This window comes from Heyndrickxia sp. FW510-T9 (assembly GCF_058781025.1).
Genome location: NZ_JBYSWK010000019.1, coordinates 1 through 14,486, shown reverse-complemented (window position 1 = coordinate 14,486; position 14,486 = coordinate 1). Strand labels below are relative to the sequence as shown.

At 37.7% G+C, this 14,486-nt stretch carries 14 protein-coding genes and 1 pseudogene; 7 read left to right on the top strand and 8 right to left on the bottom strand.

What is annotated here, in order from left to right; all coding sequences use genetic code 11:
* Nucleotides 1–11: 11 nt before the first annotated feature.
* The 3 genes and pseudogenes from AC3WJF_RS11555 to AC3WJF_RS11545 all read left to right on the top strand — a co-directional run bounded on the left by AC3WJF_RS11555 (nucleotide 12) and on the right by AC3WJF_RS11545 (nucleotide 1,394).
* Nucleotides 12–476, top strand: coding sequence for a GNAT family N-acetyltransferase (locus AC3WJF_RS11555; protein ID WP_492452267.1), 465 nt, complete (start codon nucleotides 12–14; stop codon nucleotides 474–476).
* Between the two features lie 16 nt (nucleotides 477–492).
* A pseudogene (locus tag AC3WJF_RS11550) lies at nucleotides 493–841 on the top strand (cupin domain-containing protein).
* A complete protein-coding gene (locus tag AC3WJF_RS11545) occupies nucleotides 822–1,394 on the top strand; it encodes a 2'-5' RNA ligase family protein (RefSeq protein ID WP_492452265.1) in 573 nt (190 codons plus the stop codon). Before AC3WJF_RS11550 ends, AC3WJF_RS11545 begins: the two are co-directional and overlap by 20 nt.
* A gap of 630 nt (nucleotides 1,395–2,024) precedes the next feature.
* On the opposite strand, the gene AC3WJF_RS11540 is transcribed toward AC3WJF_RS11545, so the two are convergent.
* Together AC3WJF_RS11540 and AC3WJF_RS11535 are read right to left on the bottom strand one after the other, a co-directional pair.
* Entirely contained in the window at nucleotides 2,025–3,245 is a 1,221-nt protein-coding gene (locus tag AC3WJF_RS11540) for a CynX/NimT family MFS transporter (RefSeq protein WP_492452262.1), read from the bottom strand.
* An 18-nt stretch (nucleotides 3,246–3,263) separates the two neighbouring features.
* Nucleotides 3,264–3,941, bottom strand: a complete 678-nt coding sequence (locus AC3WJF_RS11535) for a FadR/GntR family transcriptional regulator (protein WP_492452260.1) — start codon at nucleotides 3,939–3,941, stop codon at nucleotides 3,264–3,266.
* A gap of 130 nt (nucleotides 3,942–4,071) precedes the next feature.
* Between AC3WJF_RS11535 and AC3WJF_RS11530 the strand changes: the two genes are divergently transcribed.
* Nucleotides 4,072–4,524 (top strand): GNAT family N-acetyltransferase, encoded by a 453-nt coding sequence (locus tag AC3WJF_RS11530; RefSeq protein ID WP_492452258.1) that lies wholly within the window; start codon nucleotides 4,072–4,074, stop codon nucleotides 4,522–4,524.
* Between the two features lie 168 nt (nucleotides 4,525–4,692).
* Here AC3WJF_RS11530 and AC3WJF_RS11525 read toward each other — a convergent pair whose 3' ends face one another.
* Both AC3WJF_RS11525 and AC3WJF_RS11520 read right to left on the bottom strand, forming a co-directional pair.
* Nucleotides 4,693–7,290, bottom strand: coding sequence for an ABC transporter permease subunit (locus AC3WJF_RS11525; RefSeq protein ID WP_492452256.1), 2,598 nt, complete (start codon nucleotides 7,288–7,290; stop codon nucleotides 4,693–4,695).
* The gene (locus AC3WJF_RS11520; RefSeq protein WP_492452254.1) at nucleotides 7,271–8,173 is read right to left on the bottom strand and encodes an ABC transporter ATP-binding protein; all 903 of its coding nucleotides are present in this window, start codon (nucleotides 8,171–8,173) and stop codon (nucleotides 7,271–7,273) included. The genes AC3WJF_RS11525 and AC3WJF_RS11520 overlap by 20 nt, the downstream gene beginning before the upstream one ends.
* A gap of 143 nt (nucleotides 8,174–8,316) precedes the next feature.
* Between AC3WJF_RS11520 and AC3WJF_RS11515 the strand changes: the two genes are divergently transcribed.
* Nucleotides 8,317–8,967: a histidine phosphatase family protein gene (locus tag AC3WJF_RS11515; protein WP_492452252.1), complete on the top strand. Its 651-nt coding sequence runs from the start codon at nucleotides 8,317–8,319 to the stop codon at nucleotides 8,965–8,967.
* Between the two features lie 49 nt (nucleotides 8,968–9,016).
* Here AC3WJF_RS11515 and AC3WJF_RS11510 read toward each other — a convergent pair whose 3' ends face one another.
* Nucleotides 9,017–9,538, bottom strand: a complete 522-nt coding sequence (locus AC3WJF_RS11510; protein ID WP_492452250.1) for a MarR family transcriptional regulator — start codon at nucleotides 9,536–9,538, stop codon at nucleotides 9,017–9,019.
* A 146-nt stretch (nucleotides 9,539–9,684) separates the two neighbouring features.
* Between AC3WJF_RS11510 and AC3WJF_RS11505 the strand changes: the two genes are divergently transcribed.
* Entirely contained in the window at nucleotides 9,685–10,716 is a 1,032-nt protein-coding gene (locus AC3WJF_RS11505) for a quinone oxidoreductase family protein (protein ID WP_492452248.1), read from the top strand.
* Nucleotides 10,717–10,794: 78 nt separating this feature from the next.
* Nucleotides 10,795–11,760: a quinone oxidoreductase family protein gene (locus tag AC3WJF_RS11500; RefSeq protein ID WP_492452246.1), complete on the top strand. Its 966-nt coding sequence runs from the start codon at nucleotides 10,795–10,797 to the stop codon at nucleotides 11,758–11,760.
* 317 nt (nucleotides 11,761–12,077) lie between these two features.
* Here AC3WJF_RS11500 and AC3WJF_RS11495 read toward each other — a convergent pair whose 3' ends face one another.
* Genes AC3WJF_RS11495 through AC3WJF_RS11485 form a run of 3 tightly spaced genes read right to left on the bottom strand, consistent with a single transcriptional unit; the run spans nucleotide 12,078 to nucleotide 14,097 of the window.
* On the bottom strand, nucleotides 12,078–12,689 hold the full coding sequence (locus tag AC3WJF_RS11495) for an alpha/beta hydrolase (RefSeq protein WP_492452385.1): 612 nt from the start codon (nucleotides 12,687–12,689) through the stop codon (nucleotides 12,078–12,080).
* A 14-nt stretch (nucleotides 12,690–12,703) separates the two neighbouring features.
* Complete coding sequence (locus AC3WJF_RS11490; RefSeq protein ID WP_492452244.1) at nucleotides 12,704–13,675, bottom strand: ring-cleaving dioxygenase; 972 nt, start codon at nucleotides 13,673–13,675, stop codon at nucleotides 12,704–12,706.
* Between the two features lie 14 nt (nucleotides 13,676–13,689).
* Nucleotides 13,690–14,097 (bottom strand): MarR family winged helix-turn-helix transcriptional regulator, encoded by a 408-nt coding sequence (locus AC3WJF_RS11485; protein ID WP_492452242.1) that lies wholly within the window; start codon nucleotides 14,095–14,097, stop codon nucleotides 13,690–13,692.
* Nucleotides 14,098–14,486: the final 389 nt, after the last annotated feature.

Below are 14,486 nucleotides of genomic sequence, written 5' to 3'. Positions count from 1 at the left end.
AGGAGGATTTTATGGACACAAGTTTGGAACACTATCAACCAAAGTATTTAAAGGAACTGAGAAATTTCCATTTACCACAAGATCAAGTACAATTCACTGCATTGCCATTCGAAATGCTGGAGTCATCGGATCGACGGTTTCCAATCGTTATTATAAACCAAAATGAACCAGTAGGCTTCTTTGTACTACATTCTAGTGAAAGAGTCGCGGAATATACGGATAATCCAAATGCTATGTTATTAACAGCGCTTTCTATTAATCATGCACATCAAGGAAAAGGATTTGCCCAGAAAGGCATGAAACAATTAAATGACTTTGTTCAGCAAGAATTTCCACAATGTAATGAGATTGTTTTAGCTGTAAATAAAAAAAATATTCCAGCACAAAAATTATATGAGAAGGTTGGTTTTACAGACACTGGACGGAGAAAAATGGGGAGAATTGGAGAGCAATTGATTTTGTCCGTTAAACTGTAATGAAGGAATGGTGACAGTGAAAATTAGTAAATACAACGCAGAACATTATGTATGGGGAGAGCAATGTGACGGATGGCACTTAGTGAAGAATAAAGATCTAAGTGTCATTCAAGAAAGAATGCTCCCTCATACATCGGAAGTTCTGCATTATCATCAGCATTCTCGGCAATTTTTCTATGTTGTCTCCGGTACAGCAATTTTGGAACAAAATGGAGAACGAACAATCATAAATATGGGTGAAGGTTCCACCTCTTATTACACATCAAATGAAGAATGAATCTTCTAGTGAAGTGGAGTTTTTAGTTATCTCACAACCTCATAGTCATGGGGATAGGATTGTAGCGGATGAGTGGAAAGGAGATTAACATGTACGGATTTATTGCATTATTGGACAAGGAAACAGAAGCATTAGTAAAAGAGATTTGGAAGGAGTTCAGCCAACAATCGATTTCCTTTTATGCTGAGGAAATAGTGGGAAGAAAGCCGCATATTACCATCGCAAGCTATAATCAGCTGGATCAAGGTGAGTTTATCCAAATGATGGATCAATTCTATGGTTCTGCTCCACAGGTGGAAATTACATTCAATACATTAGGAACCTTTTTAAACTCAGGAACATTGTTTTTATCCCCAACGATGTCAGCATCACTGTCCAAACTTCATAGAAATCACCACGACCATTTTAAAAAATTCAATGATAATCATGAATCTCTCTACTTACCAGGAAAATGGATACCACATTGCACAATAGCCAATCGGCTATCCCACAAAAAATTGAGTGAGGCATTCGCATATTGCACTCAGAATATAAGCACCATCCATGCACGGATAACAGAAGTAGCGTTGATAGAAACGATTTTTGGGGATGGCAAATGTATAGAAGCTCCGGTGGTGTATTCTAAAAGATTACTTGCTTAAATACAATCGAGGTGGTTAGAGGGCAAATGACCAAATAAATTTAACCGTAGAACGTCTTTCGAAAACGTGTAAAGGAATTGGGTATGAAGTTCTTGTAAAGGAGAAAATATCGACGGAACTGAGTTTGGATAATAAATGAATTAAAAGCGAGATGATTGGTAATGAAGCATTTAAGTCATCTCGCTTTTTCATGGTTTAACAATATTTTTAGAATGAGATTAGAATGGTTGTAAAGGACAAGTTGCCATGAAAATTAGAGTAAGATGTCCTTTGGAGAGGTTGTAAAGGACAGTTTACCATAAGAAATAGAGCGAGATGTCCTTTAGAGAGGTTGTAAAGGACAGTTTGCCATGAAAATTAGAGTAAGATGTCCTTTAGAGAGGTTATAAAGGACAGTTTGCCATGAAAATTAGAGTGAGATGTCCTTTAGAGAGGTTGTAAAGGACAAGTTCCCATGAGAAACAGAGTGAGATACCTTTTAGAGAGGTTATAAAGAACAAGTTGCCATGAGAAACAAAGTGAGATGTCCTTTAGAGCGATTGTAAAGAACGATTTGCCTAGAGATCGATCTCAATTTGTTTTATGGAAAAATTTGAAAAACAAACAGGATGGCCAATAAGCCATCCCACTTTATTTTTCCGCAATATATTTATTTCTCCCAGCACCAATACCTGATATAAAAATCAGCACGGAAGCAATAACGAGCATCCATAAAGGAACTGTCCAATTGTGCGTGATATCATGCAGCACTCCAAAAAGGATTGGACCAACAGCTGCAAGAAGGTATCCAAAGGACTGTGCCATCCCGGATAATTCAGCTGCTTGATAAGAGTTTTGGGTACGGAGACTAAAGAACATCATGGCTAAGCTAAAAGCACACCCTCCTCCAATACCTAACAATATTACAGACACTGGGATAAGAGCGAGATTTCCAAAGAGAATACCAATCATGCCAATAATAAATAAAAGAGAAGTAATCGTGACAAGCAAGCATTGGTTTTTCATGCGTCCAGCTATTATTGGGACGATAAAGGTAAATGGAAGAACGGCAAACTGCATTAAGGACAGCATCCAACCAGCTGTACTGGAGCTTTGTCCTTGCTGTTGCAGAATTTCAGGCAGCCACGCAACAATGGTGTAAAAGATTAAAGACTGCAGTCCCATGAAGATTGTTATTTGCCATGCCAATCTAGATTTCCATATGTTTACCGTTGGTGATTTTTCAGTTACCCGTATGTCTTGCTTTCGGGTTGAACGAATTTGAGGAATCCAAAATAGAATCGCAATGATCGAAATAATCCCCCAGTATCCAAGGGAGCCTTGCCACCCAAATCCCGATTTAGATGAAATCGGAATACTAAGTCCCGATGCAATTGCCCCGCATAGATTCATAGAAACAGAGTATATTCCCGTCATAATTCCTACATTTTGTGGGAACTTTTGCTTGATAATGCTTGGGACTAATACATTCCCAATAGCGATGGCCAAACCAAGAAAAATCGTACCGGTAAATAGCGTTCCTACTCCTGAAAGGGGGCGTAAAACGATTCCTATGGTAAGTAAAATTAGTGAGAAAAAAAGCACCGCTTCCATTCCATAGCGTCTCGCTAATTTTGGAGCAAATGGAGACAATAGTGCAAAGGCAAGTAATGGAACCGTTGTTAAAGCTCCAGCGAGTGTACTTGATATCCCTAAACTTTCACGAATGGAAGGTACTAACGGTCCGACTGATGTTAATGGAGCCCTTAAATTCGCTCCAATAAAAATGATACCAATAATAAGTAATAATAATTTTGGTTTTACATCCACTTTCAATTGTTCTTGTTGTATGGCTTCTGGTTGAATGTTCAAGATAATACCTCCGATTTCTTACGTTAAAGATTCAATAAATTGTTCAATGTATTCATTAACAGCCTCTGCTGCTTGATCGGTGTTTTGCTCAATAATTGCCATTACTAATTTCCGATGAACTTGATGATGAAAATCTGAATGGCAAGTCAGTTCCGATAGGTTATGGATGGATTGCTGTAAAGGCGCGGACATTTGCTCGTATAGATCCACTAGCATGCTGTTGTGGGCAGCAATCACAATCGCTTTATGCAATTGAATATCCGCTTCCACATATTTCTTGCTATCATTTTTCTCCGCTGCTTCCCGGCATGCTTCAAGATGTGTTTGAATGTTTTCTAGATCTTCCTTATTTCTTCTGATGGCCGCTAGCCGTGCAGCTTCCCTTTCTAAGGCATGACGAACTTCCAGTATTTCTATAAGATTAGCCTTTTGTAACCGCTTTTGCAGTGCCGCTCCAAGTGTACTGGATGAACATACATATGTACCACTGCCTTGTTTTGTTTGAAGAAGTCCTGCATGAACGAGAGCTCGAATTGCCTCCCTTAAAGTATTGCGGCTTACATCCAGTTGCTGCATTAAATCTAATTCTGGAGGAATACGGCTACCTACTGGCCATGCACCAGATTCAATGAGTGATTCTATCTGAGAAACGATTTGTTCGACAAGCGATAATCGGTTTGTTTTTGCGATATCCATATTGCACCTCAAATTTGTAGGATGATTGGTTCATTGGGTAATATAACATATCACAATAAAAATGTAAAATTAAAGGTAAGGAGAAAATAAATGACGAATAATAAAGTATTGAGCTTCGAGGAGTGAAATCATGAAAATACGAAAATTAAGACCTGATGAGCAATGCCCGCTGGAATTACTTTTATTAGCAGATCCATCACGGAAACTAGTGGAGGATTATTTTTCTCGGGGTGAATGCTTTGTTGCGGAAGAGGATGGGAACATCATCGGTGAGTATGTTTTACTACCGACACGACCAGACACAATAGAGATTGTGAATATAGCGGTTGATGAAAATTTTCAAGGAAAAGGAATTGGTAAGAAACTAGTAAATGATGCAATAAAGAGGGCAAAGGAGCTAGGCTATAAAACACTTGAAATTGGTACTGCAAATTCAAGTGTCGGCCAACTGTTACTCTATCAAAAATGCGGTTTTCGAATGGCTAGCATCGACAAGGATTTTTTTATTAGACATTATGATGAAGAAATTTATGAAAATGGAATTCAAGTTATAGATATGGTGAGGTTGTCTCAGGATTTATAGTAAAAGATTTGAGCATACTTTGTAATCAAGTATAATCTACTAGGTGTTATGCTAATGTCTGTAAGTGAAAAATCTCCTTTCGTTAATAAAAGTGGGGCTTCCAAGCAATTATCAAAAAACGAAAGGAGATTTTACTAATAAAATATGGAATCTCCGAGACGGAATAGATCAATGCATCTCCTTTAAGTGTGTATTCCTTCCTAATTCGCTCTTAATCGATTTCTTTGGCCACTTATTTGTTTCCTTTTTAAAACTAACCAATCCGATTCCGAACAATAGAACAGAGCTTCCTAATATAATCCAAAAACCAGTCCAAGGTTCAATGGAACTATTATTTAATATTGCCGCCAATTCTCCATTTGTGATTTTCCCTATATTTAAGTACGTAAATGGCGATAAATGGGCTATGGATGAACTTAAAATAGTGGTGCTAACAAAATAACCGCCTAATGCTAATATTAGAGTTGTGATTATCGATATAATATGGTTCCGAATAAATATGGAGAGAAACACAGCAATAATGATTAAAAATAACAGTCCGACTAAAAATAGCAGACTTGTTTGTAATAGATAATCTCCCATTTTTATAAAATGATAGCTTCCTTCTTGTGCAATGTACCCGCTATAATGTTTTGCCTTCGTCATATCAGCTGTGTCGTAATGCAAAACAGGAAATGTCCAGTCTCCGAAGCGATTTCCCACTGTTCCAATCAAAAGCATAAAAGCAATTAATCCAATGCCGATTCCAATCGATAAAAGAATAGGGTGAACATATTTCGCTAATAAAACTCCTGTTCTCGCTATTGGTTGGGTCATTAAAAAGTGGAGTGTTCGTTTTTTTCCTTGTTCTGCTGTTAGCCCCATACCCAACAGAAAGAGTAAGATTCCCCATGGAACAACATAAAGGAAGTTTTGATAAAAAATATTCAAATAGAATAATCCTGTATTATCCACTTTTTTCTGTTCGTTTTTAAATTCCGCCCAATCTAACTTAGAGTTAAAATAGCCCTTATCGTAGATCGTGGACAGTTTATCAGATGGAAAGGCAGGCTTTAAATTTTGCTTCGCCAATATTTCTTTTTCTTTAATACTTGCACTATAGGTAAAGAAACTTAAAGATCGAATATATCCTGTGTTTTCAAGTTTGATTTCTCCGTTCCAAAGCTGATTATCGTAGATCCAATATTTATAAAATGCCTGCCAATCTCTTTTTTGATACGCAGCTAATGCATCTTTCTGTTTTTTTAACAACATTTTTTCTAATTTAAGGCCAGTTTGTCTACCTGATATTTTGCTTTTAGCTAGATCAAGCGACGCCTGTTCTTCTTTAGTTAAGTTGGATCCTTTCTTTTTTAGCTGATTGATTATGTTTTGCTGTTCTTCGATATACTTGGAGGATGTGATTTTGAATTTTTCCCTTGCCGCAATGTCGGTCTTCATACTCCCGATAAATTCCTCTTCCTTATGTCCAGTTTGAAATGATAAAAAAACATAACCGACAATAAAAGAAATTAAAAGGATCAAAACAGTTTTATTCAAATATCCTTGCCGCCAAGATTTTCGCCATTCAAATAAAAGCAGCGCTGAAAAACCTTTGGAAGCAGCTGTAATACGCCCTTTACTGAACGGACGTCTAGAAGGTGACTCCAATTTTATAAAATGTTCCTTCCCTAATAAAAAGCAGCATAACATGATAGTTACAAAAGAATAGGTAAAGGGGACCCAGATATTTGCAAAGTTTCCTAAAGTATCGGGTCTTTCAATTAACTTAGTATAATTAAGGTAAAAAAATGGATTGTACACAGTTTGTAATGTTTCCGCTTGATATGTGATAAAATAGCCACCTGAAAGGACCATTAAAGAAACTAAAAGCATACTAAAACGATTTTTAAATATAGTACTTAATAACAGGACAAGGCTAAAAGCAAAACAAACACTTCCAAAAAATAAAAGGAGAAGCTCCAGAATGTACTTACCTGTAGTGATATAATAGAAACCATTTGCATGGATAATTAATTGGGGATAGCTAAAACTGCCTCTTCCTCCATTGAAAATCAAGGGAACAACGAAACATCCTAAAAGCAGAATTAGAATACTCCATATCACCGAAATAAGCATACTAGCATATTTGCTCCCCAAAATTCTCCACTTTTGCAAAGGTTGCGTATACAAGGTTCGAATCGTCTGATTCTCCATCTCTTCACTTAGTTGATCACCTAAAAAGAATACAAAGAGTAAAACTCCGAAGAAACCCAAGGTGAAAGTAGCAGCTATTCTTGTAAAGTTTGCGGCAGCTAGTGAATAATTTTCATCTTCGTAAGCTAAGTGTTCCTTTATAAGAAGTTTATCTCTTTCTATATTTCGCTTTAACTTTTCAGGATCATATGAATGAAACTGACCTCCTGATTCGAGATAAGAGTTCAATATTTTAAGAAAGGCATACTCCCTTTTAGGATACGACTTCCAATCTTTTGACTTAATGGCATTCTGCAAATCCTGAATGGCGACCTCTATATTAACCAAGGTTTCATAACGTGATTGCAAAGAAGAATCCTTTGGAGTATTCTGTATTTCTGCTTTTGCTTCGTTAAGTAAATCATGGATTTCTTGAATGTTACTGTTGGTAATTAGGTTTTCGCCGATTTTGTCCTGCATAAGCGTATTACGGAAAAATAGACCTGACACACTAAGCATGATAATGAGGAAGAGAACCATAAACTTTTTACGACGCCAGTTCTTTTTTATCTCAAACTTTAACAGTTTCATTCTGTTCCCCTTTTTTACCAAATATTTGCTGATATCTATCTTCAGAACCTATTACTCGTTTTTCTATATCGATAAACTGAATTTGTTCTGCATATAAGAGTTGTAGTACCTTTTGAATAGACGAGTTACCTATTCCTACCTTTAATTGATTTTTTTCGATTGTTGCGGGAATATGCTGATTTTGTAAAATATGAAGAGCTTGTTTTTTCTTATCAACCTTTATGTGATAGACGATATTTTCAAATAGGGAAAGGTCTTCCTCTATGAGTTTCCCCTTTTTCAAAAATAGGATATTCGACGTAACCCTATCAATCTCCCCTAAGTTGTGGGAAGATAACAAAATAGTGGTTCCATCATTATATAATTTTAGTAAAAGTTCTCGAACTCTGATGGCACTAGTTGGATCCAAGCCATTCAACGGTTCATCAAGTATAAGCAGCTTTGGCAGATTCACAATTGCCAACGCCAAAAGCAGATGCTGTTTCATTCCAAGAGAATAATTTTTCACCCTTTTATGTAAGTATGGTTCATTCCCAATCAACTTCGCTGTCTCTATAATCCTCTCCTTTGGAAGGGATTGAACATCCGCCACAAACTGAAGATGATCATATCCGGTTAAATAATCGTATAAAACGGAATTATCCTGCATAAACGACATTTCTTTGAAAATTTTCGGATCTGTACTGGGCTTGCCTAGAACTTTCACATACCCGCCATCCGCTTTTAAAATATTTGTAATAATATTCAACAACGTCGATTTTCCCGAACCATTTGGACCAACTAATGCGATGATACTTGGCCTAGTTATTTCGAAAGATACGTTATCTAGAACATTCTCTTTTCCATAAGACTTTTGGATATTATTGACCTCGAGTATTGACATTTGGGAAACCACCTCCATGAAATATTCAATCCCAGTTCATTTCATAAATTTTTACATTCAACATAATTTGATATATTCCTTCCTTTTGTTAAAAAAATGAAGATAGTATATTACCCACTATAGGGAGGTACTTGGATATTTAAATGGAAGGAGAAAAGGCTTGGTGGGGAGAATTAAAGATATTTGGTAAGCGGAGAAAAAATTTCAAAAAGTTTCTAAGGAGATATAAAATGGAAATCTCATTGATAAGGCATGAAAAATCAACATTGAAGGAAAATAAGCGAATAACTTGTGAGGAATATAGAAATTGGATTCAAAAGTATGATGATCACGGTGTACTTGCGGTAGCCTCTTTTCCCTTCCATACTATAGAAAAAATAGCTAATGCAAAAGTTATTTTTACTAGTGATTTAAAAAGGGCCATAGAGTCTGCAAAATTATTAAACCCACAAATAAAAACGCTTATCGACCCAGTCTTCCGAGAGGCCGAGCTACCTATCCCTCTAAGGAAATTTCGCATCATAAAATTATATCCCGGCATATGGTCTGTCATAATGAGATGCTTATGGTATAGTGGTTATTCAAGTCAGTGTGAGTCCTTTAAAAGTGCAAAAGAAAGGGCAAAAAGGGCATCGGAAATAATAATAGAATATGCGGAAAAACATCAATCCGTAGTTCTTGTAGGACACGGGATTTTTAATATACTACTAGCCAAGGAGCTGCAAAAGGTAGGATGGAAGGGGAATAAAAGGTCTGGCACTAAACATTGGAGCTGTTCGACTTATTCATTTTAAAAAACCAACACTGCATAAAATAGCTTACAGTGTTGGTTTTTTAGTTCTCCTAATCATCCTGTTCAGTTCCAAGTTGAACCCAAGAAGTTACTGAAGCATCGCGTATAAAACGTGAAAGAACTTGTAATTCATTAACATCATACTTTTGAAAAAAACGAACGACATTTTTGTTTATTTCCTGATGCAGTCTTTCATGTAACTCAAAGAGTTCTTTGCCTAAGGGTGTTAAGGAGAAAAGAATTTCTTTTTTATTATTAGGCAAATATCCCGCTTTAATTAGGTTTTTTGATAGGAGCTTGCGAGTTACTTTTGAAACAGTGCCTTTAAATATTCCCATTTCTTTTGATATGGTAATCCCATTAACAGGCTCAAATTTCCCTATTGCCTCGATGACATGCAGCATTATTACGGTTATTTCTTTTAAATGAACCTTCAACTCGGAGTTATGGCAATTTTGCAATAGCCACTGTTTTTCATCATCATCCTCTGCTTCCATCTTTTGCTGAATATGGCCAAACAAATTCATAATTTCTGAAATAAGAGGTTGTTTTTCATTATGAGTAGGAGTCATTGAATCACCTTTTGCCTTTTATCTTGAAAATAGTATATCAGAAAAAAATATCATGTTAAAGTTTCTTGGAAACAATATTGACAGAGTGGTTTGTCTGATGTTATATTGTTTCCAGGAAACAATATAACGATATTGGAGGGAATGAGATGGGAGCAATGTCAAACAACAATGGGCAAAAAACGATGAAGGCAGTTCGTATTCAGCAATACGGGGATCCAAATGTGATGCGGGTGGAAGAGTTGCAGAAACCAAAAGCAGGGATGGGGCAAGCGATTATCAGAGTCAAAGTAGCATCAGTTAACTTCCTTGATATTCAGCAAAGAAGAGGGGAGCTCGTTAACCAATCCTTTTATAAGGATAAGGCAGGAGTAGATGCATCGCTTCCAATTACTGTCGGTAGTCAGGCAGTGGGAGTTGTAGAAGAAATCGGGCCAGATGTAAAGCATGTAAAAGTAGGCGATCGTGTTGCTTGTTTCGGTGGAAGTGGCACATATGCTACTCATGTGTTAACGAATGCAAACTTCTTGATTCCTCTTCCGGATGCTCTTAATTTTGAACAAGCAGCAGCGGGACTAAATCAAGGATTTCTTGCTTATGCCTTCACACATTATGCTTATCCGATTCAGAAAGGCGATTGGTGTCTTATTCAAGCAGCGGCAGGAGGACTTGGGCTTTTGATCTGCCAAATGGCGAAACTTTGCGGTGGACGTGTGATTGGAGTAACCTCAAAGGAGGAAAAGGCTGGTTATGTGAAAGAAGCTGGTGCAGAGGAAGTGATTATCTCATCCAAAGCGGATATTGCTAAAGAAGTAAGACAAATTACAGAAGGAAAAGGTGTAAATGTTGTCTATGATGGGGTAGGAAAAGATACCTTTGAAGCAAATCTGGACAGTCTAGGAATTGGCGGATATTTCATCATGTATGGACAATCAAGCGGTTTTGTCCCACCATTTGATTTAATGAGACTTCAAGAAAAAGGCTCAATTTTTATTACTAGAACGAATGGTCTACCTTATCGAAAATATTGGCCGCAGTATATTCAAGACTTAACAACATGGATAAAAGAGGGGAAGATTTCCATTAGAGTTGATAGAAAATATCCATTAAGTGAGGCAGCAGAGGCACATGCGGCCATTGAACGAAGAGAGGTAAGTGGAAGGATTCTATTGGTTCCATAAATATTTCACTAGTAAAAGATAAACGAAATTGGATAAAATAAAATACGAACTTATCTTGATAGAGATGGAGCGTACAACATGAAAGCACTCGTATTTGATTCATTTGGCGGACCTGAAGTCCTCCAGTATCGTACTATAAAAGATCCGGAAATCGGTTCCGAAGAAATTTTATTAGAAATGAAAGCTATCGGCTTAAATTTTGCCGATGTCTACCGAAGAAAAGGTAATTATCATTTAGTTGGTGAACCCCCATATATTTTAGGATATGAGGGTGCAGGTATTGTACAGCAAGTCGGGAATAAGGTGGAAGGTATTAAAGTAGGAGATAAGATAGCTTTCGCAGACGTTCCTTTTGCCAATGCAGAGCTTGTCACGGTACCTCAGGATAAAGCAATTCCAATTCCAGAAGATATTACATTTGAAACAGCAGCATCTTTGTTATTGCAAGGTTTAACTGCACATTATTTAACAAAAGATAGCTATTCCATTAAAAATGGTGATGTAGCTTTAGTTCACGCCGCTGCCGGAGGAGTCGGACAGCTACTAGTTCAAATCATCAAATTGCTTGGTGGAAAAGTTATTGGATTAACATCCTCGGAAGGTAAACGCCAAGCTGCAAAAGCAGCAGGAGCGGAAAGTGTGTTTTTATATACGGAGGACTGGAAAGCACAAGTTAAAAATGTAACGAATGGTCGTGGAGTAGATGTTGTGTATGAATCTGTTGGAGCGACCCTTATGGATAGCTTTGATGTAACCAGTATTGGTGGAACCGTTGTATTTTTTGGAATGGCAGGCGGCGATCCAGCACTAGTTGACCCAAGAATGTTGATGGATACTTCCAAAACGTTAACTGGGGGAGACCTTTGGAATGTGCTAGTATCACGTGAAGAACGTGTTGCACGTTCCGGAGAATTATTTAAATGGATTCAAAGCGGTCAACTAAAAATTTCCGAACCCACCATGTTTCCGTTAAGTGATGGCGCAAAAGCACATGAATTCATTGAAAGCAGAAAGAGTACTGGGAAGGTATTATTAATTCCATAATGCAATTAGCGGATTATTTCTATTTGGATAGGAATAATCCTTTTTGCTAGCATTGGAAGTTGGTACGTACACCAATTGAACCGGCTTAAACGTATCCAGTTGCTATGAATAATTTCTTGGTAACCGGTGGAGATGGGGAGAACTCCGAAAAAAGTAAGGAAACCTTCCAACAAAGAGAGGAAATCTCCTAACATTTGAATTAAACCGCCGAACCCAAAGAGGAGTGCAGAAAATTTGGGGAAGAACGTGAAATGAACATACTACAACAAAATAAAATGTCCAAATAGGGGTGCCAATATAGACACCCCGCAAAAATTTTATTTAGGAAATTTTTTATGAAACCAATCTCGCGCAGCATATACTTCGTTAGCCGATAACTGATGTCCGTTCTGCTCAAATAGCACTTCTACATCCGCGTTCGCAACCTGCAACAACTCCGCAAGCTCTCTCGTCTCTTGAAGCGGAACCAATGGATCATTCTCACCAGCTCCGATAAAAACGGAAGTTCCACTTAAATCGGGCAATTCAATCCCACGTCTTGGTACCATTGGATGGAAAAGCGTAGCTCCTGCCAACGCATTTTGATAATGAAATAGCAAGCTTGCCGCAATATTAGCTCCATTCGAGTAACCAACTGCAACAATATTGTTCCGATCGAATTGATATGCTATCGCACTTTCATCTAAAAACCCATTGAGTTCTGTTGTGCGGAAAATTAAATCCTCTTCATCAAAAACTCCCTCAGATAAGCGGCGAAAGAAGCGAGCCATTCCAAACTCGGATACATTTCCTTTCACACCTAATAAAGAAGATTCCGCGGAAATCATTTTTCCCACATTGATTAAATCGTGTTCCGTTCCTCCTGTTCCGTGCAGTAAAAGGAGGGTAGGGGCATTAGGATTTTGCCCTTTTTCAAAAATATGTTTCATCATTCTTCACCTTTCTATTGTTTTGTATCTAATGGTTTTAATTTAGCTTCAATTTGTTCGCGTTTCTCTTCTAAAAATGGTGGCAAGGCAAGGGACTCTCCAAGTGTAGCCAAGTCTTCATCTGTATCAAAACCGGGGCCATCTGTTGCAAGCTCAAAAAGAATGCCGTTTGGTTCTCTAAAATAGAGAGAACGGAAATAAAAGCGATCGACAAATCCGGAATTCGGGAATCTTGCTGCTCGAATTTTCGTAATCCATTCCCGCAATTCTTCTTCATCCTCTACCCGAAATGCAACATGGTGAACCCCGCCGCGTCCAAGACGTTCCGGTGGAAGATCGTTTCTTTCTTCGACATGAATTTCAGCACCTGTACCACCTTTACCAGTTTCAAATACAAGAATATCCGGCTGACCTGCAACTTCTGAAGGATATTGTCCTTTCAAGCGAAATCCTAATATGTCTGTCAAAACATCTACTGTAGCAGGTGCATAACGAACGGTTAGTTTTACAGGACCTAATCCTAGCATTCCGTACTCTTGTGGAATCGGACTTTTATCCCACGGTTTTCCGCCTTTTACTCCAACATTATTCTCATCCGATACTAAAATCAAACGCTGTCCCTCATGATCTTTAAAGGCAAGAGTGGAGCGGCCGGCACGATTTTTAATCTCTTCATGTTCAATATTCAATTCATCAAAGCGTTTTTTCCAAAAGACAAGTGCTTGATCATCTGGAACACGCAAGGAAAGAGCAGAAATACTATTTACTCCTTCATGCGTACGAGCAGCATGTGGAATTTCAAAAAACGTTAGTTCCGTACCCGGATTTCCTTTTTCATCGCCATAAAACAAATGATAAACGGAAATATCATCTTGGTTAACCGTCTTTTTCACTAAACGAAGACCTAGTACTTTTGTATAGAAGTCAAAGTTTTCGGGAGCTTTCGCTGTTAAGGCTGAAACATGATGAATACCTTTTAATTCCATAAAATATCTCTCCATTAGTTTTGTATTTTTCTAAGTAACTCTAACAGTTGCTTTTTCTCTTCTTGATTCAAATTACTAAACGATGATGCTTGAAATTGTTCTTGCTTTGGAACTACTTCATCAAATAGCTCTTTCCCTTTTTCCGTTAAAGATAAATATTTTGTTTTCCATTCCTGTTCTCTTTTTATCAAACCTAGTTCTTCTAATTTCGATAAAAGCTGAGTGATGTTTCCTTTTGTAACTAAGAGTTTATCTGCCAATTCTTGTTGTGATAATCTATTATCTGAACCAATTTGAGCCAGCACATCAAATTGAGCAATGGATAAGTTCCATTTTTTTAGGTGTTGGTTAGATTCACGAATGCTCTTGTTATAGATTCGTGATAATCGGAACCAAATCATTAAACTAAGTCTTTCTTTCATAACATCACCTCTTGTTGTTATCAGTTTATAACTAAACTGATGAGGAAGTCAAGCTATTGTCACGATACAACTAGTATTGTTCCCGAATCTCGCCTCCACCCTCATTTGTGGTCACGATACAACTAGTATTGTTCCCGAATCTTGACTCCATCCTCATTTGCGGTAACGATACGACTAGTATTGTTCCCGAATCTCGCCTCCATCCTCGTTTGCGGTCACGATACAACTAGTATTGTTCCCGAATCTCGCCTCCACCCTCATTTTTGGTCACGATACGACTAGTATTGTTCCCAAATCTCGCCGCCATCCTTGTTTGCGGTCACGATACAACTAGTATTGTTCCCGAATCTCGCCGCCATCCTCATTTGCGGTCATGATACGACTAGTAT

What these genes read in the sequence shown, in the direction of transcription:
- AC3WJF_RS11520 (WP_492452254.1), bottom strand. Translation starts at nt 8,173, where the DNA reads ATGTCAATACTCGAGGTCAATAATATCCAAAAGTCTTATGGAAAAGAG.
- AC3WJF_RS11535 (WP_492452260.1), bottom strand. Translation starts at nt 3,941, where the DNA reads ATGGATATCGCAAAAACAAACCGATTATCGCTTGTCGAACAAATCGTT.
- AC3WJF_RS11495 (WP_492452385.1), bottom strand. Translation starts at nt 12,689, where the DNA reads ATGAAACATATTTTTGAAAAAGGGCAAAATCCTAATGCCCCTACCCTC.
- AC3WJF_RS11505 (WP_492452248.1), top strand. Translation starts at nt 9,685, where the DNA reads ATGGGAGCAATGTCAAACAACAATGGGCAAAAAACGATGAAGGCAGTT.
- AC3WJF_RS11510 (WP_492452250.1), bottom strand. Translation starts at nt 9,538, where the DNA reads ATGACTCCTACTCATAATGAAAAACAACCTCTTATTTCAGAAATTATG.
- AC3WJF_RS11530 (WP_492452258.1), top strand. Translation starts at nt 4,072, where the DNA reads ATGAAAATACGAAAATTAAGACCTGATGAGCAATGCCCGCTGGAATTA.
- AC3WJF_RS11545 (WP_492452265.1), top strand. Translation starts at nt 822, where the DNA reads ATGAGTGGAAAGGAGATTAACATGTACGGATTTATTGCATTATTGGAC.
- AC3WJF_RS11555 (WP_492452267.1), top strand. Translation starts at nt 12, where the DNA reads ATGGACACAAGTTTGGAACACTATCAACCAAAGTATTTAAAGGAACTG.
- AC3WJF_RS11485 (WP_492452242.1), bottom strand. Translation starts at nt 14,097, where the DNA reads ATGAAAGAAAGACTTAGTTTAATGATTTGGTTCCGATTATCACGAATC.
- AC3WJF_RS11525 (WP_492452256.1), bottom strand. Translation starts at nt 7,290, where the DNA reads ATGAAACTGTTAAAGTTTGAGATAAAAAAGAACTGGCGTCGTAAAAAG.
- AC3WJF_RS11515 (WP_492452252.1), top strand. Translation starts at nt 8,317, where the DNA reads ATGGAAGGAGAAAAGGCTTGGTGGGGAGAATTAAAGATATTTGGTAAG.
- AC3WJF_RS11500 (WP_492452246.1), top strand. Translation starts at nt 10,795, where the DNA reads ATGAAAGCACTCGTATTTGATTCATTTGGCGGACCTGAAGTCCTCCAG.
- AC3WJF_RS11490 (WP_492452244.1), bottom strand. Translation starts at nt 13,675, where the DNA reads ATGGAATTAAAAGGTATTCATCATGTTTCAGCCTTAACAGCGAAAGCT.